This is a genomic window from Clostridium sp. AF21-20LB, assembly GCF_003478795.1.
GTDB classification, from domain to species: Bacteria; Bacillota; Clostridia; order Lachnospirales; family Lachnospiraceae; genus Otoolea; species Otoolea fessa.
Map to the genome: position 1 here is coordinate 259,025 of NZ_QUGD01000001.1, position 26,418 is coordinate 285,442.

20 protein-coding genes and 2 pseudogenes are annotated in these 26,418 nt (G+C 48.3%); 4 read left to right on the top strand and 18 right to left on the bottom strand.

The annotated features are described in order from the left end of the window. Window positions 1-145 precede the first annotated feature (145 nt). A complete protein-coding gene (locus DWX76_RS01365; RefSeq protein ID WP_118569984.1) occupies window positions 146-787 on the bottom strand; it encodes a nucleoside recognition domain-containing protein in 642 nt (213 codons plus the stop codon). A gap of 280 nt (window positions 788-1,067) precedes the next feature. Between DWX76_RS01365 and DWX76_RS01370 the strand changes: the two are divergent. After that, window positions 1,068-2,941 (top strand): annotated as a pseudogene (locus DWX76_RS01370) (ABC-ATPase domain-containing protein). Window positions 2,942-3,080: 139 nt separating this feature from the next. On the opposite strand, the gene DWX76_RS01375 reads toward DWX76_RS01370, so the two are convergent. From DWX76_RS01375 to DWX76_RS01415, 9 genes and pseudogenes are all read right to left on the bottom strand, one after another. Beyond that, window positions 3,081-4,187 carry an NAD(P)H-dependent flavin oxidoreductase gene (locus tag DWX76_RS01375; RefSeq protein ID WP_107000849.1) on the bottom strand — a complete coding sequence of 369 codons (1,107 nt, stop codon included), beginning with the start codon at window positions 4,185-4,187 and terminating at the stop codon, window positions 3,081-3,083. A gap of 61 nt (window positions 4,188-4,248) precedes the next feature. Beyond that, window positions 4,249-6,140 (bottom strand): annotated as a pseudogene (gene accD, locus DWX76_RS01380) (acetyl-CoA carboxylase, carboxyltransferase subunit beta). A gap of 20 nt (window positions 6,141-6,160) precedes the next feature. Further along, the gene (fabZ, locus tag DWX76_RS01385; protein ID WP_022359380.1) at window positions 6,161-6,583 is read right to left on the bottom strand and encodes a 3-hydroxyacyl-ACP dehydratase FabZ; all 423 of its coding nucleotides are present in this window, start codon (window positions 6,581-6,583) and stop codon (window positions 6,161-6,163) included. Between the two features lie 124 nt (window positions 6,584-6,707). After that, complete coding sequence (fabF, locus tag DWX76_RS01390; RefSeq protein ID WP_107000851.1) at window positions 6,708-7,952, bottom strand: beta-ketoacyl-ACP synthase II; 1,245 nt, start codon at window positions 7,950-7,952, stop codon at window positions 6,708-6,710. A gap of 159 nt (window positions 7,953-8,111) precedes the next feature. Further along, the gene (gene fabG / locus DWX76_RS01395) at window positions 8,112-8,852 is read right to left on the bottom strand and encodes a 3-oxoacyl-[acyl-carrier-protein] reductase (protein ID WP_107000852.1); all 741 of its coding nucleotides are present in this window, start codon (window positions 8,850-8,852) and stop codon (window positions 8,112-8,114) included. Continuing rightward, window positions 8,846-9,778 (bottom strand): ACP S-malonyltransferase, encoded by a 933-nt coding sequence (fabD, locus tag DWX76_RS01400; protein WP_118569985.1) that lies wholly within the window; start codon window positions 9,776-9,778, stop codon window positions 8,846-8,848. Before fabD ends, fabG begins: the two co-directional genes overlap by 7 nt. A 17-nt stretch (window positions 9,779-9,795) precedes the next feature. Then, window positions 9,796-10,722: an enoyl-[acyl-carrier-protein] reductase FabK gene (gene fabK / locus DWX76_RS01405; protein WP_118569986.1), complete on the bottom strand. Its 927-nt coding sequence runs from the start codon at window positions 10,720-10,722 to the stop codon at window positions 9,796-9,798. Then, window positions 10,722-10,955: an acyl carrier protein gene (gene acpP, locus DWX76_RS01410; protein WP_022360533.1), complete on the bottom strand. Its 234-nt coding sequence runs from the start codon at window positions 10,953-10,955 to the stop codon at window positions 10,722-10,724. Before acpP ends, fabK begins: the two co-directional genes overlap by 1 nt. Window positions 10,956-11,083: 128 nt before the next feature. Then, the gene (locus DWX76_RS01415) at window positions 11,084-12,046 is read right to left on the bottom strand and encodes a beta-ketoacyl-ACP synthase III (protein ID WP_118523435.1); all 963 of its coding nucleotides are present in this window, start codon (window positions 12,044-12,046) and stop codon (window positions 11,084-11,086) included. A gap of 444 nt (window positions 12,047-12,490) precedes the next feature. Between DWX76_RS01415 and DWX76_RS01420 the strand changes: the two genes are divergently transcribed. The 3 genes from DWX76_RS01420 to DWX76_RS01430 are packed head-to-tail and all read left to right on the top strand — an operon-like array spanning window position 12,491 to window position 16,900. Further along, on the top strand, window positions 12,491-13,186 hold the full coding sequence (locus DWX76_RS01420) for a response regulator transcription factor (protein ID WP_022360531.1): 696 nt from the start codon (window positions 12,491-12,493) through the stop codon (window positions 13,184-13,186). Window positions 13,187-13,231: 45 nt separating this feature from the next. Beyond that, window positions 13,232-15,775, top strand: coding sequence for a sensor histidine kinase (locus DWX76_RS01425; RefSeq protein ID WP_118471600.1), 2,544 nt, complete (start codon window positions 13,232-13,234; stop codon window positions 15,773-15,775). A gap of 27 nt (window positions 15,776-15,802) precedes the next feature. Then, entirely contained in the window at window positions 15,803-16,900 is a 1,098-nt protein-coding gene (locus DWX76_RS01430; RefSeq protein WP_118569987.1) for an alginate O-acetyltransferase AlgX-related protein, read from the top strand. A gap of 546 nt (window positions 16,901-17,446) precedes the next feature. Here the strand turns inward: DWX76_RS01430 and glf are convergent. The 8 genes from glf to DWX76_RS01470 all read right to left on the bottom strand — a co-directional run. Next, on the bottom strand, window positions 17,447-18,559 hold the full coding sequence (gene glf, locus DWX76_RS01435; RefSeq protein ID WP_107000857.1) for a UDP-galactopyranose mutase: 1,113 nt from the start codon (window positions 18,557-18,559) through the stop codon (window positions 17,447-17,449). A gap of 265 nt (window positions 18,560-18,824) precedes the next feature. Further along, complete coding sequence (locus tag DWX76_RS01440) at window positions 18,825-19,592, bottom strand: hypothetical protein (protein WP_118493614.1); 768 nt, start codon at window positions 19,590-19,592, stop codon at window positions 18,825-18,827. Then, window positions 19,592-20,524, bottom strand: coding sequence for a MarR family transcriptional regulator (locus DWX76_RS01445; protein ID WP_118570001.1), 933 nt, complete (start codon window positions 20,522-20,524; stop codon window positions 19,592-19,594). Before DWX76_RS01445 ends, DWX76_RS01440 begins: the two co-directional genes overlap by 1 nt. 271 nt (window positions 20,525-20,795) lie before the next feature. Continuing rightward, window positions 20,796-21,488, bottom strand: coding sequence for a hypothetical protein (locus tag DWX76_RS13800; protein WP_147353824.1), 693 nt, complete (start codon window positions 21,486-21,488; stop codon window positions 20,796-20,798). Between the two features lie 373 nt (window positions 21,489-21,861). Then, entirely contained in the window at window positions 21,862-22,155 is a 294-nt protein-coding gene (locus DWX76_RS01455; RefSeq protein ID WP_118569989.1) for a glycosyltransferase, read from the bottom strand. Next, on the bottom strand, window positions 22,134-23,087 hold the full coding sequence (locus DWX76_RS01460; RefSeq protein ID WP_118569990.1) for a glycosyltransferase: 954 nt from the start codon (window positions 23,085-23,087) through the stop codon (window positions 22,134-22,136). Before DWX76_RS01460 ends, DWX76_RS01455 begins: the two co-directional genes overlap by 22 nt. A 16-nt stretch (window positions 23,088-23,103) precedes the next feature. Then, window positions 23,104-24,909, bottom strand: a complete 1,806-nt coding sequence (locus DWX76_RS01465) for an LTA synthase family protein (RefSeq protein WP_182429707.1) — start codon at window positions 24,907-24,909, stop codon at window positions 23,104-23,106. An 899-nt stretch (window positions 24,910-25,808) separates the two neighbouring features. Continuing rightward, the coding region (locus tag DWX76_RS01470; RefSeq protein WP_207664887.1) for a hypothetical protein at window positions 25,809-26,418 on the bottom strand (610 nt) is incomplete at its 5' end.

The following is a 26,418-nucleotide window of genomic DNA, read 5'->3' on the forward strand; positions in this document are numbered from 1 at the left end:
TACTTGTTTTATATGTATGGTTTGAATCCGCGTTCTATGATAACGGATCTGTTTCCAGAGCCCCTTATTTTAACAAGGGCATTATAGGGGATAAATTTGTTTTTTGTGTGAAATTTTCCCCCTACATGACGCCAAATTGCGTTTTCTATTTCCAGCCATCCTTTTTTATTGATTTATATTGCTTTCTCCTGCACATCACGCGGCACACCGCCACTCCCGCCAGCGTGCTGATACAGGTCGCCAGGAACGCCGGACCGGCCACTGCCAGCGGATGCGCCGATCCGTACTGGCTCCGGTAGGCGATCATATTGATAGGAATGAGCTGCAGCGATGAAATATTTACGACCAGAAACGTACACATTTCATCGCTCGCCGTTCCCTGTGTGACCGCCGCCGGATCCCCCTCCGCTCTCCGTTCCTCCTCCAGTTCTTCCAGCTCCTTCATCGCCGTAAGCCCCGCCGGGGTCGCCGCCCAGCCAAGCCCCAGCATATTGGCAATCATATTGGCGGCCATCGAAGAAAGCGCCGGATGACCCGCTGGAATGCGTGGAAAGAGGAAATGAAGCACCGGCCGCATCCCCGCCGACAACTGCTCAATCAGCCCCGCCCGCCGTCCGATCTCCAAAATTCCCGTCCAGAACGCCATCACCCCCAGCATCGTGATTCCCAGCGAGACTGCATCCCCCGCCGCTGCAAGCATTCCCTCCGTCACCGCCCCCAGCGTCCCATGCACCGCCGCCCAGCCAAGCCCCGTAAGCATCATAAACGCCCAGAGTGCATTTAACATGCATCTACCTCCCTGCTGTCATATGGTACGCTCAGAACATTTTATACTCAGACAAGTATAAAAAGACGCCAAATATACACCATCATAAATAGATACAATTATATCGTTTCTTTTCGTCCATTCCGCTTGCATTTCAGAATTTGGATCTTTAAAATAAGAACTATCATCTCCTTCACATGACAGACATTCTTTGAAAAAGGCCATTTTATATGGATTCTCCTGCCAAAAACCGTGAAGACATTGAAATATGATTTAATATTATGAAAACGAGGTATTCAAAATGAAACAATCCGCAGATTTAAAGCGTCTCCTCACCTCCATCGATCACAAAAGCTATCCGGCTTACAAGGACGTGCGCGGCGCTTATGATTTTAATACGTATATTTTATCCATCGACCATGTACAGGGTGACCCGTTTGCGTCCCCTTCCAAGGTCAGTATCCAGGTCCGCCACGCGAAAGCCGGATTTCCGGCAGAGCTCTTTGATACGCCGTGGAAAAAAACAGCGCTTGAAGATTACCTGCTCCGCTGTTTTTCCCGTGAAATCGGTCGTCTTTCTTTCAAGGCAAAAGGTTCTGGAAAAAGTGGTCTGATCGCCACCAGCCGCCCCGGTCAGGAGATCCTCTCCCGGACCGCCTGCGAGATCGGGAGAAATGAGATTACAGCCCGTTTTGAGGTTGGTTTCCCGGCATTCGGGCGCACCATCAACTCCGGTGAACTGATCCGGATTTTCTTTGATTTTCTTCCAGGCTGTGTCGAAAACGTCTTTTTCTACCGCCGCCAGAACACCGCTGAAATCAAAAAACGCATTACGCTGGCAGACGATCAGCATTTTATCCGCAATGAGCTGAAACGCTTAGACCTCATCTCCTTCGTCGCAGACGGCTCAATCCTGCCGCGTGAAACCGGCGTCTCCGACCGTCCGATGAAGGGCAGTGTGGCGTTCCATTCCCCGGATTCCTTAAGAATCACTCTGAATCTTCCGGGACACGGTCCGATCTCCGGCATGGCAATCCACCGCGGCATCACCCTGATCGTGGGCGGCGGCTACCACGGCAAATCCACACTGCTAAAAGCGCTGGAATCCGGCGTCTACAACCATATTCCAGGGGATGGACGTGAATATGTCATCACCGATGAAACCGCAGTCAAGCTGCGCGCCGAGGATGGACGCAGCATCAACCACGTTGATATTTCCCTCTTTATCCGGGATCTGCCGAACAAAAAAGACACCACCTGCTTTTCCACCGCCGATGCCAGCGGCAGTACCTCCCAGGCGGCAGCGTGATCGAAAGCATTGAAGCAGGAACCCGCGCTTTCCTGATCGACGAGGACACCTCCGCTACCAACTTCATGCTGCGGGACGACCTGATGCAGCGCATCGTCAGCCGCGATAAAGAGCCGATCACCCCGTTCATCGAACGCGCCCGCGATCTCTACAAGCAGGCAGGCATCTCCACCGTCCTCGTAGCTGGAAGCTCCGGCGCCTACTTCTTCATCGCAGACACTATTATCCAGATGGATGCATACCGCCCGTTTGATATCACGGAGATGGTAAAAAATGCCTGCGAACAGGAGGCTTCCAAACCCGCCATCCAGGCACCTGGGTTCAAGCTCCCGACGGCTGGACGGAAGCTGGCGGCTGACGGAACAGGACGGGCTGTGGGCGCGATGGCGCTGAATTTTGGCGACAACCGCGCAGAAGCAGGCGGTGAATCTCAGGAAGAGGGCGAAAACAGCGGTCGTTCCGGACGGTTTGGCAATCGCGGCGGCAGCGCCTCCGATGCAGGACGCTTTGAACGCGGTCGCGGAGGACGCCGCGAAGCTGACCGAAATTCCGACCGGAACACGCGTATCAAAGTCCGTGTCCACGACAAACACTCTTTCCAGGTTGCCAAAGAGCCGGTCGATCTGCGCTTCGTCGAACAGCTTGCCGACAGCGAGCAGACCGCCGCACTCGCCCAGATGGTGCGCTACTGCCTGGAAAAAGGGCTTCTGGAGCGCTGCACCGTACAGGAAACGGTTGCCACACTCTTAAAAGCCTATGAAGCAGACGGGCTCTCTGTGTTCAGCGATGCTTCATATGCGGTCATGGGACTGGCAATGCCGCGCGTGCAGGAAATTTATGCTTGTTTGAATCGTTTTAGGGGATGATTTTTAAGATAAATATAAAAAGAGGGCTGCATTTTGCAAACCCTCTTTTTATATTTTTGCATCTTATATCAAACTATTTGCAAGTTTCATCTTGGCTTATCCCTGAACTCTGCCAAAATCTATGGTGCCAAGATCTATCCTACCCTTCGCACAGCGCCCGCATCACGCCCTCAACCGTCTCGATTTTCTCTGCTCTCCACGCGTTTCCGCCGCAGAAAATCAACGCATGATCTTCATCACCGCGGGCGGCATTGACGAGTGCCTGCGTGATGCAGTATGGGATCTTCGCCGGATCACAGTGTTCCAGACACTGGTAACAGTGTGTCACTGCCTGTCTTCCTTTTTCCAGTTCTTTTAAGAACGCATTCTTGATCGCACGTCCCGGCATGCCGACCGGACTTTTGACAATCACGATGTCCTCTTCCTTCGCATCCAGATATGCCTGCTTATATGCCATCGGTGCATCGCATTCCTCGGTTGTCACAAAACGGGTTGCCACCTGCACGCCGTCCGCGCCAAGCTCCATTTGGTGCATCACATCCGCATGGTCGTAGATGCCGCCAGCCGTCACAACCGGAATCGATTTGCCATATTTCTGCGCGTATTTTTTAACCAGCGCGATAATTCCCCGCACTTCCTCGTCATATTCCGCCTGATGGAATGTCTCGGCTGCGTGCGGCGTGTCTACCTCCAGCTCGGTCAGCTTCTCACGGTCAAATCCCAGATGTCCGCCCGCCAGAGGTCCCTCAACGACCACCAGATCCGGTGCGGTCTGGTACTTGCGGTCCCACATCCGACAGATGACCGTCGCCGCCTTAACGGAGGAAACGATCGGCGCAATCTTCGTCGCCGTCCCTTTCACATACTCCGGCAGGGAAACAGGAAGTCCTGCGCCCGATATGATCAGGTCAGCGCCCGCCTTGACCGCCGTTTTAACGTACTCCGCATAGTTTTTCGTTGCCACCATGATATTAAAGCCCACGATGCCGCCCTTCGCGATCGCGCGCGCCTTCTGTAACTCTGAACCGATCGCGCGCAGGTTTGCCTCCTGCGGATGTTCGGCAAAATCCGGCTCCCGGAAACCGATCTGGGCAGTGGAAATAATGCCGATGCCGCCAGCCCCCGCCACGGCTCCTGCCAGCGAGGACAGGCTGATGCCAACCCCCATACCGCCCTGGATGATCGGAAGCTTCGCCGTCAGATCACCAATTTTCAGCGGTTTTAACTGTGATAAAATTGTACTCATACGATCTCCTATATTCACAAAGGGGACCGCCGCGCGGCAACCCCCTTTCAATATCTATTTTTTAGATTTTTCTAAAACGTTCATACCGCTGCTCCGCGATCTCATCCGGTGTCTTTTCCGCGCAGGACTGGAAGAACTCACGCATATGGCGGTCGATGATGCGTCCGATCTCCTCGATGTTGTCATCGGTTGCCGGCTCATCCTCGCAGATAATGCGCTCGATCATGCCAAGCTCATACAGATCCTCTGCCGTCATCTTCATGACCTTCGCCGCCTCGCTGGCTCTCTTGGCATCTTTCCACAGAATCGAAGCAAAGCCCTCCGGAGAAAGGATCGAGTAGGTCGCATTCTCCATCATCCATACCTCGTTGGAAACCGCCAGCGCCAGTGCGCCGCCGCTGCCGCCCTGACCGGTGATAATCGCCAGAATCGGCACCTTCATATCCGACATCTCAAAGAGGTTGCGGGCAATCGCCTCGCCCTGGCCTCTCTCCTCTGCCTCCATACCCGGGAATGCACCTGGCGTATCGACAAAACAGATGATCGGACGGTTAAATTTCGCCGCCTGTTTCATCAGACGGAGCGCCTTTCTGTATCCTTCCGGAGACGGCATGCCGAAGTTGTGCTTCATGCTGTCTTTCGGGGATTTACCTCTCTCCTGTCCAATGACCGTGACCGGCATTCCATAGAAGGATGCCACACCGCCGATGACCGCCATATCATCGCCATAATACCGGTCGCCGTGGAACTCGGTAAAATCGTCAAACAGGATCCGGATATAATCGCTGGCGTTCAGACGTCCGGCGCTACGGGACTGGCGTACTGCCTCCCAGGCGTCTCTCTCTCGACCTGCGATCTTATTTAAGGTCTTCTGGCGCATGATACCGGAGAACGGTGCTTTCCGGCTCTTTAACTTGCCTTCCGCCACAGAAGCTGCTTTTTCTGCCTTGGATGCAGATGCCGCTTCTGTGTGGTTCTCCGCCTCGTCGTTCCATTTCTCCCAGCCATGCTCCTGGCTGTGAAGCTTCAAAATCTGTCCCAGAACACGCTTCTGATCTTTTCTTTCCACGATCTGATCCACAAAACCGTGTGTCAGCTGGAACTCGGCTCTCTGGAAGCCCTCCGGGAGCTTCTGGCCGATCGTCTGCTCGATGACACGCGGACCCGCAAATCCAATCAGCGCTCCCGGCTCTGCCAGGATGATATCGCCCAGGGACGCAAAGCTTGCCGTTACGCCGCCGGTGGTCGGATCTGTCATAAAGCTTATGTAGAGAAGTCCCGCCTCGGAATGACGTTTTAAGGCTGCGGAAGTTTTCGCCATCTGCATCAGGGAGATCATGCCCTCCTGCATTCTCGCGCCGCCGGAAGCCGCGTAGATGATAACCGGAAGCCGTTCCTCGGTCGCACGCTCTACCGCACGAGCAATCTTCTCTCCCATGTTGTGACCCATGCTGCTCATCAGGAAACGGGAGTCGCAGACCGCAATCACAGTCTCATAACCGTGAATCTTTCCCTTACCAGTGACAACCGCCTCATTTAACTCAGTTTTCTCTCTGGCTGCCTCAACCTTGCCTCATAGCCCGGAAATGCAAGCGGATTGACCACAGACATCTCCTTATCCCACTCTTCAAAGGTACCTTCATCGATCAGCATCTCAATCCGGCGGTACGCATGCATCCGGAAATATCCGCCGCAGCGCGGGCACACATACAGGTTGTCCTTGACATCCTGCACCAGAATTGGTTTCTCACATTTATTACACTTACGCCATAAAGAACGCAGACTTTCCGGCGTCATCGCCGTCGGACGGCTCGGAATCTTCTCCGGTTTTTCCTGTGCTGCCTCTGCCGCCCTTTTATCTGCTTTCGCGCTCTCCGCACGGCTTACGCCGGCAGAACCGTGGTCGTTTGTATTGATCGAAGTATACGATTTCTTAAACAGATTTTTAAACATCTCTTATTCAACCTCACTTATTAGCCAATCATAAACGTCAGCTCTGCGGAAACAGCCAGCTTGCCATCGACGGTTGCCGTCGCACTTCCGATGCCGACCGGTCCTTTTCTCTTGATGATATGGCACTCCAGCTTTAACTTGTCGCCCGGAACTACCTTTTTCTTGAATTTTGCGTTGTTGATTGCCCCGAAATATGCCGTCCTGCCCTTATTTCCTTCTTCACTTAAAATCGCAACCGCGCCGACCTGCGCCAGCGCCTCCACGATCAGGACGCCCGGCATGACCGGCTCCTGCGGAAAATGACCTGCAAACCACGGCTCGTTGTATGTTACATTTTTATATCCAACCGCACCCTCGCCCGGTGTCACTTCCTCGATACAGTCGATCAAAAGAAACGGATGACGGTGCGGGATGATCTCCTGGATCTCTTTAATTCCCATCATAATTTCAGTTACCTCTTTCGCTTTCCCAGACATCATTTTTGTATGCTGCAAGTCTCTTCCGCCAGCTCCAGTGCGCTGCTTCCAATCATTCAATCATCCACACAAAAACGTCCTCAAATTATATTTAGTCCTCAAATTTCTTGATTACCAGGCTGGCATTGACACCACCAAATCCCAGGGAGTTGGTCAGGGCATAGTGGATATCCATCGGAACACCCTCGCCCATCGTGTAATCCAGATCGCAGCCCTCGCCTGCCTCTTTTAAACCTGCGGTTGCGTGTACAAATCCATCCTCAATGGATTTCACGCAGGCGATAAACTCAACACCGCCCGCTGCACCTAAAAGGTGTCCAATCATCGACTTAGTGGAGTTAATTTTTACCTTGTAAGCGTGGTCGCCCAGCGCTTTTTTCACTGCCATCGTCTCGAAGAGATCGTTATGGTGTGTACTGGTTCCATGTGCATTGATGTAATCAATCTTCTCCGGTGCGATACCTGCATCCTTGAGCGCCATCTCCATCGCATACGCTGCGCCGCTTCCATCCTCTGCCGGGGAAGTGATGTGGAATGCATCGTTGCTTCCGCCGTAGCCGACTACCTCTGCCAGAATCTTTGCGCCACGCTTCTGCGCGTGCTCTAAGGACTCCAGAACTACGATACCAGCGCCCTCGCCCATGACGAAACCATCGCGGTCCTTATCAAACGGACGGGATGCCGTCTCCGGGTCATCATTGGTAGAAAGAGCCGTCAGAGCCGCGAAACCTGCCATACCGAGCGGTGTGATCGCAGACTCGGTACCACCGGCTACCATCACGTCTGCCTCGCCGTACTGGATCGAGCGGAACGCCTCACCGATAGAGTTCGTACCGGTCGCACAGGCAGTTACCACGTTGATGGATTTGCCCTTTAAACCATAATGCATTGCCACATTGCCGACTGCCATGTTGCTGATCATCATCGGAACGAGCAGCGGGTTCACGCGGTTCGGTCCTTTTTCCAGCATTTTTTTGTGCTCACGTTCCATCGCCTGTAAGCTTCCGATACCGGAACCGATGCTGGTTCCCACGCGGAACGGATCCTCTTTTTCCATATCCAGACCCGCCTGTGCGATCGCCTCACCAGCTGCCGCTACCGCATACTGGGAAAACGGCTCCATACGTCTCGCTGCCTTCGGATCCATGTATTTCTTCGGATCAAAATCCTTCACCTCGCCTGCCAGCTTTGCCTTATAATCGGTTGTATCAAAATATGTGATCGGCGCGATACCGACTTTTTTATCCTTTAATCCCTGCCAGAAGCTTGCTACGTCATTTCCAATCGGAGTGATCGCTCCCAGACCGGTTACTACTACACGTGTCTTATTTCCCATCTAAAAACCTGCCTTTCTATCGTCACAGTTCACACGTTGTGCAAACTGCGACACGATTTTGCCGATGCTTCGCATTCCAAATCGGCAAAATCTGCTGCTACTACGTTATCGTACGCCACTTTCGGTTCCAAAAGTGCCTATCTGTAAAGCACCTTTTCCCTACATCGCCATTCCGCCGTCCACGCACAGAACCTGTCCTGTGATGTAGGCTGCGCGGTCAGAAGCCAGAAATACGGCTGCCTGCGCTACATCCTCGGTCGTACCGAAACGTTTTAACGGAATCTGCTCGCCCATCGCCTTCTTCACATCGTCCGGAAGAACGGCGGTCATTTCCGTATCAATAAATCCCGGTGCAATCGCGTTGACCGTGATACCACGGCTTCCAATCTCCCTTGCCACGGATTTAGTCAGTCCGATCACGCCCGCCTTGGACGCACAGTAATTTGCCTGTCCTGCATTTCCCATCACGCCGGAAACGGAGGAAATATTGATGATGCGTCCGCCCTTCTGCTTTAACATCTGGCGGGATACGTGCTTAATGCAGTTAAATGCGCCCTTTAAGTTCGTATCGATAACAGCATCAAACTCTTCCTCGCTCATCTTCATCAGAAGATTGTCACGGGTGATACCCGCATTGTTTACCAGAATATCAATTCTCTTATAGCGGCTGATAATGTCCTTTAAGAACGCCTCTGCCGCGCTGTAATCCGATACATTGCACTGAACGGCTTCCGCCTGTCCGCCTGCCTCGGTAATTTCCTTCACAACGTCCTCTGCCTTTGCCGCAGAGCCATTATAATTGACGATCACCACAGCGCCCTCTTTCGCCATCGAAATAGCGATCTGACGGCCAATGCCGCGGCTGGCACCTGTCACAACTGCTACTTTTCCATTTAACATCCAAGCGCCTCCTTTACTTTGTCGATATCTTCCAGTTTCTCTATATTGAACGCCTTCGCGTTTTTGTCGATTTTACGCATGAAACCAGTCAGGGTCTTGCCCGGTCCGATCTCAATAAATGTGTCCACACCGTCTGCCAACATCTTCCGAATCGTCTGCTCCCAGCGGACGGAGGAAGAAACCTGCTTCATCAGAAGCGGCTTTACATCGACTGCATCGGTCACATAATCTGCCGTCACATTCGCAATATACGGAATCTCCGGTGTATGGATCTCAACGGTATCGAGTACCTTTCCAAGCTTCTCGCCAGCTCCCACTAACATCTTGGAATGAAACGGTCCGCTTACCTTTAACGGAAGAACGCGTTTTGCGCCCGCTTCCTTCAATTTCTCTCCTGCCTCGGCAACCGCCTCTGTCTTACCGGAGATAACGATCTGTCCCGGACAGTTGTAGTTGGCAATCTGCACGCCGTCGATTGGCGCAATCACCTCTTCAATCTTCTCTGCATCCATCGCCAGTACAGCAGACATGGCACCCTGACCAACCGGGACTTCGCCCTGCATCAGGATACCTCTCTGCCGTACGGTACGGATGGCATCTTCGTCAGACATAACGCCTGCAGCTGCCATTGCAGGATATTCTCCCAGGCTCAGACCCGCAGCCACATCCGGGCGGATTCCAGTACGTTCCATGAATACACGCATCATCGCAAGGCTGGCGGTTACCATCGCCGGCTGCGTATACTCCGTGATATTCAGACGGTCCGTCTGCTCTGGATCAAAGCAAAGATCGGTCATTGAAAATCCAAGGATCTCACTTGCTTTCTCAAACATCCCGCGTCCCGTTTCCGTTTCCTGATAAAAATCCTGTCCCATGCCAGTGGTCTGTGCGCCCTGACCCGGAAAAATAAATGCAATTTTGCTCATAGCGTTACACTCACTCTCTACTTTCTGCCCAAAAGCGCCTCCGCCTGGGCCATCATTTCTTCAATCATTTCCTTGCAGGTCTGCTCTTTTTTCACCATACCTGCAATCTGACCAGCCATGACAGTTCCGTTGTCCACGTCGCCTTCCATGACTGCTTTCCGAAGTGTACCAAGAGTTAAATACTCCAGTTCTTCAAAGGGGCGTCCCTCTTTTTCTAACTTCAGATACTCTCTCGTCATCTTATTTCTAAGACAGCGGATCGGATGTCCGTGACTCATACCGGTTACGGTTGAATCAATATCCTTTGCCCTGATGACTCTGTCCTTGTAAGCCTGGCTTACGATGGATTCCTTAGATACGACGAAGCGGGTTCCCATCTGGACCGCCTCTGCGCCCAGCATAAATGCCGCCGCAATGCCGCGTCCATCTGCGATACCTCCGGCTGCAATCACCGGAATCGAAACCGCATCTACCACCTGAGGAACAAGCGTCATCGTCGTCGCCTCGCCGATGTGTCCACCGGACTCCATGCCTTCTGCAACGACTGCATCTGCGCCGCTCTTCTCCATCAGACGCGCCTGTGCAACCGAAGCGACAACCGGAATCACTTTAATGCCGGCTTCCTTCCACATACCCATGTATTTGCCCGGAATACCGGCGCCGGTCGTTACAACCTTGATGCCTTCTTCCACAACTACCTTTGCCACATCGTCCGCATGCGGGCTCATCAGCATGACATTGACGCCAAACGGCTTCTTTGTCAGCTCTCTCGCCTTGCGGATCTCCTCGCGGACAACCTCACCCGGTGCATTGGCGCCGCCAATTAAGCCCAGACCGCCAGCTTCAGAAACGGCTGCTGCCAGGTGATGTTCTGCCACCCATGCCATGCCGCCCTGAATAATCGGGTATTCAATCCCCAACATTTCTGTGATCTTTGTTTTCATTATGCCTCTACACCTTTTTCTTTTAAGTAGTTCATAACATCGCCTACCGTTGCCAGGTTCTGCAGATCCTCTGCCGGGATCTCTACGGAGTACTCATCCTCCAGAGCCATAACTAATTCAAACAGATCCAGGGAATCAGCGCCCAGATCATCCTTGAAAGAGGAAGCCTCGGTAATGGAATCTGCGTCTACGCTCAGCTGCTCTGCAATAATTTCTTTCATTTTCTCTAACATCGTTCATCTCCTTTTTAAATGAATTTTCTTTTTGTGACCGCAAAAATGCAATCACTGTTCTTATATTTTATCAAAAAATAGAATAATGTACATTAGTTTTGCTATATATTTTTTGCTTCTCCAGGCACCTACCAGGTCATCAATGCCGCGCCCCAGGTAAGACCCGCGCCAAAACCTGCCATCACCAGCGTATCGCCGCGTTTTAATCGTCCGTCCCGGTGCATTTCATCCAGGAGAATCGGAATAGAAGCCGCCGATGTATTGCCGTAGCGCTCGATATTGACCGGAATCTTATCCATCGGAACCTTCAGACGACGGGACGCCGCTTCCAGAATCCGGATATTCGCCTGATGCAGCAGATAATGCTGTACCGCCTCGCGGTCCGTTCCGGTCTCCTCCAGAATCGCATTCACAATCTCCGGTACTTTCTTAACCGCAAACTTGAACACCTCCTGACCGTCCATCTGCATAAAACCAAGCTCCGGTCTGCCGCCCGTCAGGCAGTTTTCAAGACTTCTCGCCTGGCAGTACAGAACGTCGTTCTTCGTTCCATCGCTGCCGACCAGCGTCTTCACCACACCCGTCTCGTCCGCCCGAACAACCGCCGCGCCCGCGCCATCGCCAAATAGGATGCAGGAACTGCGGTCCGTCCAGTCTAACACCTTGCTCAGCGTCTCCGCTCCGATGATCAGCGCCGTCTTATAGATGCCCGCCTGAATAAATCCCTGCACAATATGTAAGGCGTAAATAAATCCGGAACATGCCGCCGTGATGTCAAACGCCACCGCATGTTTCGCCCCGATGGCTCCCTGTACATCCGCCGCCGCACTCGGGAACGCCCGATCCGGGGAAGACGTCGCCACGATCACGATCTCAATCTCCTCCGGAGAAATGCCCGCGTCCGCGATCGCGCGCTTCGCCGCCTCTGTCGCCAACGCCGAGGTTCCCTCGCTCGTCGAGATATGTCTGGCTCCAATACCCGTCCGTTCCCGGATCCAGGCATCATTTGTATCAAGAAATTTCGTCAAATCCTGATTCGTCACAACCTGCTCCGGCGCATACGCGCCGATTCCAATGATTCTAGCTGTCATTTTCTCGTTTAACTCCGCTTCTTCTATAAAAGATAGTTTTAATTTCAAATGGTTTGATATTCAAATTAATTTAGAGTGTAGCGGAGAATCTGGGGTTTGTCAAGGATAACTTGTAAATGAACGGCAGGATTCTGGTGAGAAGACGCAACCCGGACAGAGAAGAGCCGCCCCCAATCTTCCGGAAAACGCTCTCGCTCTTGCACTCGCTGCAGCGGACACTAAGCTCGAAAAAACCTCGCTAAGTGCCGGCGCGAGTGATGTTTCCTACAGATTGGGGGCGGCTCTTCTCCTGAAATACGCATCACTTGAAATACATAAAAATTAGGATACCGCGGTTTCCTTTTTCGTTGTATAATTATAAGACATAGGTATCTTTATTGTATCTATACAGAAATTTGTATACTATATTATCTATATATTACCCTATTAAAAGGAGGAGTTGCTATGCAGAGTATTCTTGTATGTGACGATGACAAACAGATCGTGGAAGCGATTGACATATACTTAACCGGTGAGGGATTTGAGGTTATCAAGGCATATGACGGCGCGGAGGCACTGGAACTTTTAAAAACGCACACCGTGAATTTGATGATTCTGGACGTTATGATGCCAGGGTTAGATGGCATCCGGACGACGCTGAAGGTGCGTGAAACCAGCAGCATCCCGATCATTATTCTTTCCGCGAAGTCTGAGGATGCGGACAAGATTCTGGGCTTAAATATCGGGGCAGATGATTATATCACGAAGCCGTTTAACCCACTGGAACTGGTCGCCCGCGTGAAATCTCAGCTCCGCCGCTACACGCAGCTGGGAAATATGAACAATCAGATGGGCAACCACGTATTCAAATGCGGCGGCTTGCAGATCAACGATGAAAATAAGGAAGTAACCGTGGACGGCGAACTCATCAAGCTGACACCGATCGAGTACAACATCCTGCTTCTGCTCGTTAAAAACGCCGGAAAAGTCTTCTCCATCGACCAGATCTACGAGGCGATCTGGAATGAGGAGGCGATCGGCGCGGACAATACAGTTGCGGTTCATATCCGCCATATCCGCGAAAAGATCGAAATTAACCCGAGGGAGCCGCGCTATCTGAAGGTTGTCTGGGGTGTTGGATATAAAATTGAGAAGCAGTAAAAATGTGAATCATCCATCTAACAGAAGTTAGGAGTTGCAAAATTTATGACAAAACTCTCACATATTCCGATGCAGATCCAGAAATGGATCGCCAGCCTCGCGCATCTGTTTTTCCTGATTCTGGGACTCATCGGTATCAGCCTCATGTATATCAATGGAAATTTCGGGCTGGGGCTGACCGGCATTGGCTCGGTTCCTTATGAGGACACCGCGGAATTTAACACACAATTTAATAACGATCTGAACGATATCTTCCTATATATGGAATATCAGGACGTCTTCGGTGCCGACAGCTCGATCGACCTCTCGCGCCGGATGCTCAAAATGACCTTTGGACCAAGCGAGACCGAAAATTTCTCCCTGTCCTCCCTGATTTCCTATCTGGAATCCATGGGGTACCAGCTCGACGACGACTTTAACTGCCAGAAGGTTTCTGAACCGGCAGACGGCGTCAAGAGCCGCGAAGGCTACGTCGAATGGTCGGTTCAAGAGCCGCAGCGGATCTACAGCTACCGTTCTGCCAGCCGGAAGCGCAGCACATTGGAGGATGCGGCGGTCGAGATCATGGACACACTGCATCGTTATTACACAGTGTATAACCGTTTCGTCGCCAATCCATCCAACCTGCATTTTAAAATCCAGTACACGGAGCCAGATTCGGATCAGAGCGAAACAACCCAGTTTACAAACACCGATTCCCTGACACCGGAAAATGTCAAGGAATACGGGCGCTACGCGTACCTGCCGGGCAATTCCGTTTTCTACGACACCAACATGAAAGCGATCCCGCTCAGCAGCATTTCCGCACTGGCATCCAATAACCCGTACACCGGCAGCGACTATTATCTGCTGATCGGAATCGATACAAATTATCCAGTCACTGACCTTTACGCGCGCACGCATACCGCATACCTGCACCGGCAGCACCTGTATCTGACCGGATTTGCACTGACAATCTTTGCAACGATCGGACTGCTTTTAAGCTTCCTGTTTCTGTTCCGGGTGTCCGGCTACCAGAGTTACCGCAGCTTCGACGTGACGCTGCACGGCTTCGACAAGAGCGGCACTGAAACCGGCATCGTCTTTTTTGCCGCCATGACCGCGATCGCCCTGGTTGTAAGCGACCTGATTCTCATCCGCATCCTGCATCTGGTCATTCCATCGCAGTATTGGTACTTCTCCGATCACAGCCTGCAGGCGCTGGTCCTGTATCTGGGCGGACTGCTGCTCTTTTTCAGCCTCCTGCGCCGCTACCGCGCCGGTACCCTGTGGACCTCCAGCCTGATCTGCCGGATTCAGAAGAAAATGTTGATCCTCAAAACACGGCAGAACTTCCGCAGCCGCCTAGGCATCGGATTTGTTCTCTATCTTGCAATCAACACAGCGCTTATCAGCCTTGCCTGGTATTTCTGGGACCGCGTGTATGCAAATTTATACGTTGTTTACCTGCTGACAGGTCTGACTGTGCTGGTATTTCTGCTGTTTAACCTGTGGATCTTTTACATACTGTTCCGGCAGGCAAGCGAACAGGAATCCATCCGCGATGCCGTCCGCCAGCTCTCCGCCGGGGAGACCAGCTATCAGCTTGATCTCGATGAATTTGACGGTCCGGAGCTCACGCTGGCAGAGGGACTCAACAACATCAGTTCCGGTCTTGAAACCGCCCTTCAGGAGAAAATGAAGAGCGAACGCCTCAAAACCAACCTGATTACCAACGTTTCACACGACATCAAAACGCCGCTGACCTCGATTATAAATTATGTAAACCTAATGAAACGGGAACATATTGAAGATGCGCGGATCAACGCCTATCTTGATGTGCTCGACCAGAAATCACAGCGTCTCAAAACACTGATTGAAGACCTCGTCGAGGCATCCAAGGCAAGCTCCGGCAATGTGAAGCTTGAATTTACCGACATTGACCTCGTCCAGATGGCATTTCAGACCAACGGCGAATTTGAAGAAAAACTGGATGCCAGACATCTGCAGCTCATCATCAATGCCCCGCGGGAACCGCTGATGATCCGCGCCGATGGACGCCGCCTGTGGCGCGTACTTGAAAACCTGTACAACAATGTCTGCAAATATGCGATGGAGGGCAGCCGCGTCTACGTAGACCTCGCCCGCGTTCCCGGAAATCCAGAAACCGGTACTGCTGGCCAGGCAGTCTTCACCATCAAAAATATATCTGCCAATCCGCTCAACATCCGTGCCGACGAGCTGACCGAACGTTTCGTGCGCGGCGACGTCGCCCGCACCACCGAGGGAAGCGGGCTGGGACTATCGATCGCCAAAGATCTGACGGAATTGCAGAACGGGCAGTTTAGTTTGTATATCGATGGGGATCTGTTTAAGGCGCAGGTAACGTTTGATTTGGTGGAGAAAACGACGGAGAAGGCGGTGGAGGACGCAGAAATAATAGAAGAAACCGATGCTTCCGAAGCGGCTGAAAAGCCGAAAAAGGACGATGAACTGAAAAAAACAAATATACCGGAAGAAGCTACTATTCAAAAAGAGGTAAACGGCGAATCTTCCGAAAATGCTATCAATGAAACCATAAACACTACGGAAAATTCAAGAAATGAATAAAAATTTATGAATTGAGGACTTTATCCTATGAAACGCACTCATATCATGATCGCAGTCTTCTTCGCCTGCATCCTCTCCCCCAACCTGCTGTTTCCTATCCTGAAAACCACAGCCGATGAGGGCACCGGCGAAAACCGCAGTCTGGCGGCATTTCCAACTCTGTCGCTGGAAACCATCGATACCTTTCCATCCGGTGTTGAGGACTGGATCAACGACCACGCGGCGTTCCGCAACCGCTTCTTAAGCCTGAACGCCCGCTTAAACCTCTCCTTATTCCAGTTCGGAGACTCGCAGGACGTCATCACCGGAAAAGATGGCTGGTACTTTTACACGCTCGGAAGCTCTGTCGAGGACTTCCTCGGCACCAACCGTTTTTCCGCCGGGGAACTTCGTATGCTGGCCGAAAAACTCCAGACCGTTCACGATGCCTGGGAAAAACAGGGAACTGAATTTATCTTCCTGTGTGCGCCCAACAAAGAAGGTGTATACAGCGAATTCCTCCCGGATGGCTTCACCGCACCGGACGGACCTACCCGCCGCAGTGAACTGCTCGATTATCTGGAAATACACACAAATGTCCCAGTTGTCAATCCATACCCGGAGCTCAAAAACCGCCGGGACTATCAGTGGTATTTCAAAACCGACACCCATTGGAACGATGCTGCCGGATTTCTCGTCTCCGGGCAGATCATCGATGCCGCTGGCGGCACCTCCACGCCGATCGAGGACGTCACTGTCACCTATGAGCCACGCGATCCGGGCGATCTGGCGAACCTGTTCCACATGCCAGAATCCATGTGCGACGATACCAAAGCAGATGTATCCGGGTATCGAAACAACGTAACCATCCACTACGACAGTGCCTCTGACGATGGCAACATCGCCCACATCTCAGCAGTCCAGACGCCCGACCCGCGCCGCATCGCGATTTACCGCGACTCCTTCGGAACCGCCCTGCTGGCCGGACTGCCGAAATACTTTGCGTATACCGATTTTTACCACTGGCAGGTATTTGAGCCGGAATTTTTGAACGAAAATAAGCCGGATGTGCTGGTGTATGAGGTGGTGGAACGGGATTTGGGGAGAATGATGGAGGATTTGGAAAAATTGATGCCGAATCAATGACGTGCATAGTTTATGCATTTTCAAAAATATCATTTGCACAGTTTAGATGTGTTTTTTATTGATCTCACATTATAATTATGATAAATTAAAATTATGGAAAGTCAGAGCATATGAAAGGCGACCTGCCCCCTACTTTTGGAGGGCTTCCCCTCCAGCATCTCGTCATACCAATGACAGAAAGGAGGGCGATAACAATGTATATTACATATTCGGATTTAATTCAGTCTGGAATATTCATTGTCGCTCTCGTAGGATTGTGTTATACAATCTTCACGAGAAGAAAATAGCCGCCACTACTGCAATAGGGGCGGCTGGTCTCATAAGAGATTAGCTGTTTCATTTCGGCAGGCCGTATGTCTCTGGCTTTCCTATTTCTACTATAGCATATCTTTTATCTGTATTCAAGATGTTTTATTATGCTTTATTTTTGAAATACTAAATTTTGCAATTTTCATTTCACCATTTTATCTGAATCAGCAGATAGCTTCCCATCCATTTCATGATTCCGAAACCATCCGCCGATCCGGATAAAAATCAAAAATTCTCCTACAGCTCCTTCTTCACCAGCTCCAACGCCGAAGCAATCACCGCATCCATATCATAATACTTATACTCGCCCAGACGGCCGCCAAAGATTACCTTCTCTTCCTTCTTGGCCAGCTCTTTGTACTTCTCATACAGAGCACCATTCTTCGCATCATTGACCGGATAGTACGGCTCATCGCCTAACTTCCACTCCGAACTGTACTCACGGCTGATGACCGTCTTCGGCAGATCATTGCCATCGGCATCCTTACCAAACTCAAACCATTTATGCTCGATAATACGCGTCCACGGAGTCTCCGCATCTGTATAGTTCACTGCCGCATTGCCCTGGAAATTCGGGATATCCAGCACTTCGGTATCAAAGCGCACAGAACGATACTCCAGAACGCCCAGCGAATACTCAAAATACGCATCGATCGCGCCGGTGTAAACTACCTTCTTTGCCATCGCATCCCAATCAGCCTTATTCTCAAAATAATCCTCTTCCAGGCGAACCTCGATGCCGTCCAGCATATTGGCAACCATCTTCGTATAGCCGCCCACCGGAATTCCCTGATACAGGGCGTTAAAATAGTTGTTGTCAAAAGTCAGACGAACCGGAAGACGCTTGATGATGAAGGACGGAAGATCCTTGCACTCTCTTCCCCACTGCTTCTGGGTATAGCCCTTGATCAGCTTCTCATAAATATCCGTACCAACCAGGCTGATCGCCTGCTCCTCCAAGTTCTTCGGCTCCGTGATGCCTGCTGCCTTGCGCTGTTCCTCGATCTTCGCCGCTGCCTCCTGCGGAGTCACGACACCCCACATCTTGTTGAAGGTGTACATATTAAACGGCAGGGAATACAGCTCGCCGTGGTAATTCGCCACCGGAGAGTTCGTAAAACGGTTAAACTCCGCGAACTGATTTACATAATTCCAGACTTCCTTATTATTCGTGTGGAAAATATGCGCGCCATACTTGTGAACCTGGATGCCCTCCATCGGCTCTGTATACACATTTCCTGCAATATTCGGGCGGCGGTCAATCACCAGAACCTTCTTGCCCGCTTTCTTCGCCTCATGGGCGAATACGGCACCGTAGAGACCGGCGCCTACTATTAAATAATCGTACATGTTGGTTTTCTCCTTGTTACGTGTTGTTATACTTGTGATTTATTTATAACATACAACGACAATTTAAACAAGAATATCCCGTCAGCTTCAAGCATTCCCCAAAACAAACTCTCAATTTGGACACAATACCTTATTAATACTCCATTAGGATACATGAGTCCTATGGAGTACAGACGTAGACTTGGATTGGCTGTTTAACCTGTCCAAGAAAATGTCCGCACCCTCCCCTCTCAGGGCGAGTCCAAAATCTTCAAGAACACTTTTACTATGTATTATCCTTCAACCCATAACACTGGTACAACATATCTGTCATTTTCTTCTTATCTGTTCCTCTTATACCCAAGGACTTTAAATCCACTGTTTCATCAGCTATTTCAGATAAGAACTTTTTCATATCCTCTGCTATTTCCGGACTGAGAACTTGCCTTGTATTGGCTGTGATTAACTGTGCTAATCGGAACACATCATTTTTATGTTTCTTTATATTTTTGCTGTCAACCTGCTCTCCATTCAGCTTGCGTTTCTTTAAATCCAGCCACGCTTTCGCCTTAAATGGTATCAGACAAGTCGGACTTAATACCGGAATGCCATCAACCATCAATTGTCCGGTTTTTAGCAATTCATAATACGCTTCATTTAAAAGGATTGCCGACAAGCTGGAGATTTCATCGTCTATCGGAAGCGGTGTGAGAACTGCATCATCTTCCAATATAACAAAATCCGGATTTCTGGAAAATATTTCTATCATATATGGATATTCTTTGCTTTTCGGAGATGTGAAACGATAAAACTGTGTATTTCCGGTACTTTTATTCAAATGCTCATATCCTGCTTCCTTGACATACTCCCAGAACTGCCTACCGAACTCCGCTGTTATGGATTCGACAATCAATACAATATCTACATCTTTTGTAGCACGAAACGGTAATTCTTCATTTTCCATAATCAAATCACAAGCTGTCCCGCCGATGATAACATATTGATTTTCAAAACCCTGAAATCTTTCCTTAAATTTTGTAAATCCGCTGACCATTACTCCTTCAACCTTCTTTCCTGCAATTCATCTACTGCTTCTTCAATTCTCTCATCGTTTGTATCTCCAAAAGATAAAACAATGGAAATATCGTCAGCACTGTTATCCTCTGAAAATTGTTTCGGGTTGTATGCCCATAATTCAAGTCTTACCTGCTTATCCGGGTCTATCAATTCATCGGTCAGCAAAGTTTTATCATAATCCTTCTCACTGATTGCATAGGTAGCAACTCGGCTTGGATTTAGCATTGTTTTTTCAGAAAGTGCCGTTCCCCCTGCAAAGACCATATTTTCTGTAACTTGCGTCTTATCTATATATCCTGCTTTGCGGACAGGTGTTGTCAAATATACTTTTGCTTTTTCAAATAATTCATCTCTGTTATATTTTGACTCAATAAACTTGTTGACACCGTCTTTTGCTACAAGAAACAAATCCGTCGCTTCCAACTGCTTTACTGCTCTGGTCAAGGTCATCGCTGTAAATGGAAGCACTTTTCCGGCTTCTGAAATATACAATCGTTTTTTCTTACTATACAGATAAAACAAAAACAACTGCTGTGTTGAGCAAACAAACTTACCTGTCAGCTTTTGGGGTTCTTTCTCATCAGAAAGCATTGTCCCGATGAAAGGAAGAAAGACCTGCTTATCAGTAATAAACGGTATATTATTTTCTATAAGGCTTTTTCTTCGATAATTAGATACCGACGCAAGTTCAAATACGACTGGTACATTATCAATCTGCTGTATTTTTGTAATCTGTTTTTTCAATGCCGGAAGTGTGGCAAGTTCTTCTGTCGGAGTAAGCATTATACAGCGTCTGTTTCCAATATATGCTGTGTGAAAATTATAACTTCCTGCAATATAAACAGGCAAAGAATCCTGATGATTCCATGCTTCATATTTTATAGAAATCCCGAATACGCTTGTAAGCATATTTTCCATTCCTCCTTAACTCAATTTCTTTCATTTTAACTTAGCTAATGTTAAAAGTAAAGTTTTTGAGTTATTTTAAGTTTATTGCTAATGTGAACTTCCAGAAATTTTACAACTAATTATATGTTTCATTTTTTTCATACGTCCCCGCCTCTACATCCGCCTGCCACACTCCCATACAAGAGTATCATCCAAAACATCGGCTGCCGGTAATTCACAAGGAAAAAACTCTCCGCCAGAAGTCCAATCACAGCGCAGGTCATAGCCGCATCTATGCGTCGCAGCTTGCGTCCAAGCCAGACAACAAACAACTAGTCGGAATTAAACCATAGCAAAACATCACACTGAACAGGCAGCAATGAATCTCATTCACCTGACTTGCCAATGTAAATCGGTCAAAACCGCCCTCTCCAGCTCCATACAAAAGATACTGAGGGTACAGTACCAGCTTCTCCATTCCACGATCCAGAAAAAGTCCCAACAGGCCACCATGAGCAACCTTCCATATCTTCTCTTGAATCCGTGTCAGCATATTATAATCCACCGTCTTCACATCAAAATCCGCTGCAGGCCATATCCACCATAAAAACAAACCAAATATAAGCACTCCCATACAGATTCCCAAGATCCATACCTTCACTGATACACCCTTTTTGCATCCAATTTGATATAGCCCATACAAAACAGCCAAAATAGTAAATACAAAAACTCCCAATAAGATTCCCGTAGACTTCGATGCTGCGATCACCGGCAAGGCCAGCACATAGAACATAGGAAAGCTCCGATCCCCAAACCGGCACCGGTACAGATACAAAAGCAATATCATCATAAACAGGAAAAATGCCAGTTGGTTCGGATCATTAAAGGTTCCCTGATAGCGAACCGCTCCCCAGTACTCACGAAATATGCGTCCATGACCCGACAGATATATCAGCAGCTGCACTCCGATATTCACTTTTACCACACGATTAATCCCGGTCAAAAAAGCTTTTCCGCCATATTCCGTCAGATAGCAGAAACTCCAGATAGCACAGGCATTGAAGATCCAAAAGCAGGTATACTTAAAAAATTCACCACGTCCCAGGCGAATTCCATAATATGCATTAATCATCAAAACAGAGGCCAGAAACACATAAAACAGGCTTTCGGTCTTCAGCTGCAAGAGCCGCTCCGGTCTTCTTCTCATACAGTCACATAACAGCATAAAAAAAGAGGCGAACAGACACACATCCGCCGCCTCCATCCCCCCTGAAGGGAATAAATAAAATTGTTTCAAAAATATAAAAAGCAAAAAAAATAAGACCGCCGCTGCCGTCTCATTTCCATCCGGTATACTTCTATTCCATTTCTGCAAAACGTCCATAGATCTCCCTCATCTTCTTTTCCACCACATCTAGGCCAAACTCCCTACTTCGCATGATACAGGCTTCTCCCATCTCTTTCCAGCTGCTCCTCCTAGAAAGCATATCCCGAAGAGCTTCCGCCCAGACATCCGCATCCTGAAGATGATTCAGCATGATTCCGCCCGGGCATAGCTTCATTCTCTGATTTTCTGACTCGGTCCATCTATCTCCCATCAGATCCGTATTGCCCCGGATCTCCGAACAAATCACCGGAAGGCCACTTGCCATGGCTCCAGCATCGCCCTAGGCAATCCCTCCTGAAAGGATGGAAAAAGGAAGATATCCGAAGCTCCAAAGATCTCCAGCATATCTTCCCGGTATCCTAAAAACGATATATGATCGGCAATTCCAAGCCTGTCCGCCAACTCATGAAGATGCTCATTCAATTCCCCATGTCCGCACAAGAGCAGATGAAGCTTTTCATAAACACCATGATCCATCTCATCCCTCATCCTGGCCAGCATCCGAAACAAAACTTCCTGATTCTTCCTGGGTATCATCTCTCCGGATGTCAGAAGCACCACCTGATCCGACCGCACCCCCAGGCTTTCTCTCTTCATCTGCCTTTCCTTATCCCCAGGAAGGCGAAATTGAGAATGATCTATCCCCACTCCCGGCACATAATCTACATACTTCGCATGGAATTTCCGCTTCGCCAGTTCATAATCCTCCCGGTTAATACAGATCTGCTGATCCGTATACCTCGATAAAAACTTTTCCATCGGATAATAAAACAGCCAGTTCTTCCATGACGCCCCTTTAAAAAAATGGAATCCATGGGCCGTATAAATCACCGGGCCTGTCCCCGTCACATGTGCCGCCAGACGCGCCATCACCCCTCCCATCGGCGTGTGGCAGTGCACCAGCGAAAAATCTTCCCTGCGCATCAGCTCAACCATCTGACGATACACCTGAAAATTCCGCTTGTCAAACGGACTCCGCACAAAATCAATCGGATGCCGGACAATCCCGGTTCCATCCAGCCTGTGATTATCCGTCCCATAAGACGGCGTATTAAAATTCGAAGCATAATGAACTTCATATCCCATGCTCTGTAAAATCCGGACGTTGTTCATCTCAAACTGCGGAACGAAGCCGCTGACGTGGGTGACCAGAAGCACCTTCCCGCGCTGCTTTCCTTCCATTTCCTGTCTCTCCATTCAGACACCCCCAGACTTAATAGTGAACCTTCTTGTCAAACATGTTCCGGTACTGCAATCTCCAGTACTCCTCCAAAATCGGCTGGCTGGTGTCCAGCACTTCCCAGGTGCCATCCTTATCGCGCCATGCACCACCATCCATCGCAGGGATCTCCTCTCTCACTTCCTTCAAAAACTCCTGATACGGAAGCAATTTTATCCCCGCCTTTTCAAACATCAGTTCCGAGAGAAAATTCGCACTGGTAAATACATTTTCCTCCGCATCGATCTCATAATTCGCCCAGATAAAAAATGGGACAATATAGCGGCTCTGCGCTTCCGCAAGTGTCCACTCCGTCAGCGGCTTTCCTGCTAACGTCTCATAGAAACTTTCTTCCACCATCGGCTGATGATCCCCAAAGAATACGATCACCGTTGGATCTTCTATCTTGCTAAAATAATCAATCAACATCGGAATCGCCGCATCTGACTCACGAATCAATGTCAGATACTCTTCTGCATTTGGAAATTCTCCCTCATGCCCCGGAATCCGGACTGCATTCTCTGTAAAACATCCTGCGTCATATCCGCTGTGATTCTGCATCGTCACATTAAAAATAAACGCCGGCTGTCCACTTTGACGGATTTTTTCAAACTCTTCGATTACCTTTTTATAAGAATCCCGATCCGAAATATAACGATCTCGAATCAGCTCTGCATTTTCAAAATCAGACACATCCAGAAACGTTTCAAAGCCAATTTTGGGATACACCTGAGCGCGATTATATCCTCTCTTATCGTATGGATGAATTGCCGTAGTATGATACCCTCTGATTTTCAAAATCTGTGCAATCGAATACGTGCCATTCCGTGTGATATACTGCTGATACGGAATCGATCCTTGAAGAAATGCCATCGAATTTCCTGTCAGAAATTCATACTCTGTATTTGCCGTTCCACCTCCGATCGGATATACCTGCATATAACCTTTTACTACATTTCCCGATAAAGAATTAAAATTCGACATATACACTTCATTATCCAATTCCGGGAAAATCACACTGAGATCCGAAAAACTCTCATTCATAATCGCGATCACATTCGGACAATTCTGTTCCTTCTCATCTTCCGTTTCTACAAATTTCGAAATCATCTCTTCCGAATCTTTTGACGAATATCCCGCTGGCTCTTCCAGTTTCATATGGCGGATATCCGAAATGAAGCTAAGAGCAATCCCATACCTCTGAATGTTTATATTTTGGTTCCAAAAATCCATATCCGGGGCAAATAAAGTTCCACCCATCATAAAACTAAGCAGACATACAGACGGAAGCGACCACACTAAAACACACGAAAAAACACGTTTTTCTCTTCCATAAAAATAAAAAGTCAATACAAGAAACGCTATCAGAAGCCACAATGCCAGAAGCATCGGTCCCGTCACACTGTAGTGGTAATTCATGAACACATTTTTAGCCGTCCCCACCGCAAGAAAATCTCCCGGCACGATAGGCGAACCACGAAACGAACGCACAAACGAATTTGCTACAGAAAATATGTACATGACAAACATGACCGCCGATACCGAATAAAAAACACTTCGAACCAACATATATGCAATCAGCAGAAGCAGAAGATAAATCACGATATTTCCAAAAATATATTCTGCGCCAATATTCGCCAGGTTCTGTTCCACCAGTTCGACCATGTACAATAAAATAACAGATGACAGAATCAGCCACACGCCATCTGTCACTATCTGATAAATCTTTTTGTCACTGTCTCGCTTCTCATGCCATTCATGCACATTTGCTCCAACCGCCGATATGACTAATAATGTCAAGCTACATCGAATTCCTAAATCCAAGATGTGAAAATAACAGGAAATAACATATAAGACAGCATAAAATCCAATAAAAAATGCTACTACCTTTTTGATTCCGATCGTTTTTCTTAAATTCACAATCAACTGTTCCATCCCTGCCAAACAAAACAGTGTTATCAGGAATACTCCGTCAAACATCACTAGATTATTAAAAATAGAAACTCTGCCGATTGTTTTCCGCAAATAGTAAGACTCCCACCCAGAAGAATACAAATCTGTGCGGCTGATTCTCTTATCATTAGACCAAACTTCTGCCACACCAGAGCCATCATGCATCTGGAAATCCACCTGAAGCTCTTTCACATTTTCTGCTGTATAAGAAAGCGTAGCCGGGCTGTCCGGATTGACCACCATCCAGACACCATCTGCATGCTTCCAATCTCCCTGCTTTTCTATTGAATCAAAGGGGACTTCCTCTCCATCCAGAAGAATTCGGACAATCCTTATATCTGATCCACCTGATTTGATATTTCGCTCGGCTGTTGCTGTAATCGTCAGCCTTGCTTCTTTTACAGGACTAGCAAATATATCATTAAAAATCGTATACGAAAAGAAGAGCGAGATTACCAGTGCTGCCAGTAAACTCACTCCATATTTAAAATATAAATTCTTTTTTTTGTTTCATTGCTATAAATTCTCATTCTGAATTTTATCTTATAATCCGACTTAATATATTCATATGTATATACGAAATCAAGAAAATCACAGCTATAGTTATAACAAATGACAATGAAAACGGAATGCTTATATATGAAAAAAACGACAATAAAAATCTTCCAAATGTCATATGCATCAAATACACCGACAAACTGATCTTACAGCAAAAATCTATCATCTGACTCTTTTTGAATTGTTCTTTAAAAATTGCAAATATTATAATTAAAAAGAGAGTATCTAAATGATACAAAATAACAATATGTATCATGATACTCTCTGGCAAATACCCAAAACCATATCACCATAAGCACATAATTTACAATCAGCAATAAACTCCCATTAAAAATTGAAATTCGCCGTTCTTTTCGAAAGATTTCTCCTAAAATCATTCCCATCAGAGGCATGTAAACGAACACTAACGTTGAGGAAACCGAAAGATGAAACCCCTTTAATAAAAACATTATCAATAATACAAATAATTCTAAAAATAAAAAGTTATACTCTGGTTTTATTTTTTCATAAATCCATGCATATCCTATTCTTACTAGATAAAATAAAAACAAAGGAATTAAAAACCACGTGGTGCCATTAATGACATCTCCATGACCTGTAAAATATCCAACCAAAGTCATACTTTCAATCCATTGTTTTATCGAAAATTGACTCCAATAAGTTGTTTTTATTATCCAAGTCAATCTTTGTAGAATATAAAACAAAAAAAATGCCATTAAACATCCCACATAGGTTTTCATTGTCTTTTTAAAAGTCTTTTTTTGCTTCATTTTTATAATTTCCGTTATATGTAAACAA

What these genes read in the sequence shown, in the direction of transcription:
- fabK (WP_118569986.1), bottom strand. Translation starts at nt 10,722, where the DNA reads ATGAAAACAAAGATCACAGAAATGTTGGGGATTGAATACCCGATTATT.
- DWX76_RS01415 (WP_118523435.1), bottom strand. Translation starts at nt 12,046, where the DNA reads ATGACAGCTAGAATCATTGGAATCGGCGCGTATGCGCCGGAGCAGGTT.
- glf (WP_107000857.1), bottom strand. Translation starts at nt 18,559, where the DNA reads ATGTACGATTATTTAATAGTAGGCGCCGGTCTCTACGGTGCCGTATTC.
- fabZ (WP_022359380.1), bottom strand. Translation starts at nt 6,583, where the DNA reads ATGATGGGAATTAAAGAGATCCAGGAGATCATCCCGCACCGTCATCCG.
- DWX76_RS01430 (WP_118569987.1), top strand. Translation starts at nt 15,803, where the DNA reads ATGAAACGCACTCATATCATGATCGCAGTCTTCTTCGCCTGCATCCTC.
- DWX76_RS01455 (WP_118569989.1), bottom strand. Translation starts at nt 22,155, where the DNA reads ATGGCAAGTGGCCTTCCGGTGATTTGTTCGGAGATCCGGGGCAATACG.
- DWX76_RS01365 (WP_118569984.1), bottom strand. Translation starts at nt 787, where the DNA reads ATGTTAAATGCACTCTGGGCGTTTATGATGCTTACGGGGCTTGGCTGG.
- DWX76_RS01445 (WP_118570001.1), bottom strand. Translation starts at nt 20,524, where the DNA reads ATGCTTACAAGCGTATTCGGGATTTCTATAAAATATGAAGCATGGAAT.
- DWX76_RS01425 (WP_118471600.1), top strand. Translation starts at nt 13,232, where the DNA reads ATGACAAAACTCTCACATATTCCGATGCAGATCCAGAAATGGATCGCC.
- DWX76_RS01420 (WP_022360531.1), top strand. Translation starts at nt 12,491, where the DNA reads ATGCAGAGTATTCTTGTATGTGACGATGACAAACAGATCGTGGAAGCG.
- fabD (WP_118569985.1), bottom strand. Translation starts at nt 9,778, where the DNA reads ATGAGCAAAATTGCATTTATTTTTCCGGGTCAGGGCGCACAGACCACT.
- fabF (WP_107000851.1), bottom strand. Translation starts at nt 7,952, where the DNA reads ATGGGAAATAAGACACGTGTAGTAGTAACCGGTCTGGGAGCGATCACT.
- DWX76_RS01440 (WP_118493614.1), bottom strand. Translation starts at nt 19,592, where the DNA reads ATGGTCAGCGGATTTACAAAATTTAAGGAAAGATTTCAGGGTTTTGAA.
- acpP (WP_022360533.1), bottom strand. Translation starts at nt 10,955, where the DNA reads ATGTTAGAGAAAATGAAAGAAATTATTGCAGAGCAGCTGAGCGTAGAC.
- DWX76_RS01460 (WP_118569990.1), bottom strand. Translation starts at nt 23,087, where the DNA reads ATGGAGAGACAGGAAATGGAAGGAAAGCAGCGCGGGAAGGTGCTTCTG.
- DWX76_RS01375 (WP_107000849.1), bottom strand. Translation starts at nt 4,187, where the DNA reads ATGAGTACAATTTTATCACAGTTAAAACCGCTGAAAATTGGTGATCTG.
- fabG (WP_107000852.1), bottom strand. Translation starts at nt 8,852, where the DNA reads ATGTTAAATGGAAAAGTAGCAGTTGTGACAGGTGCCAGCCGCGGCATT.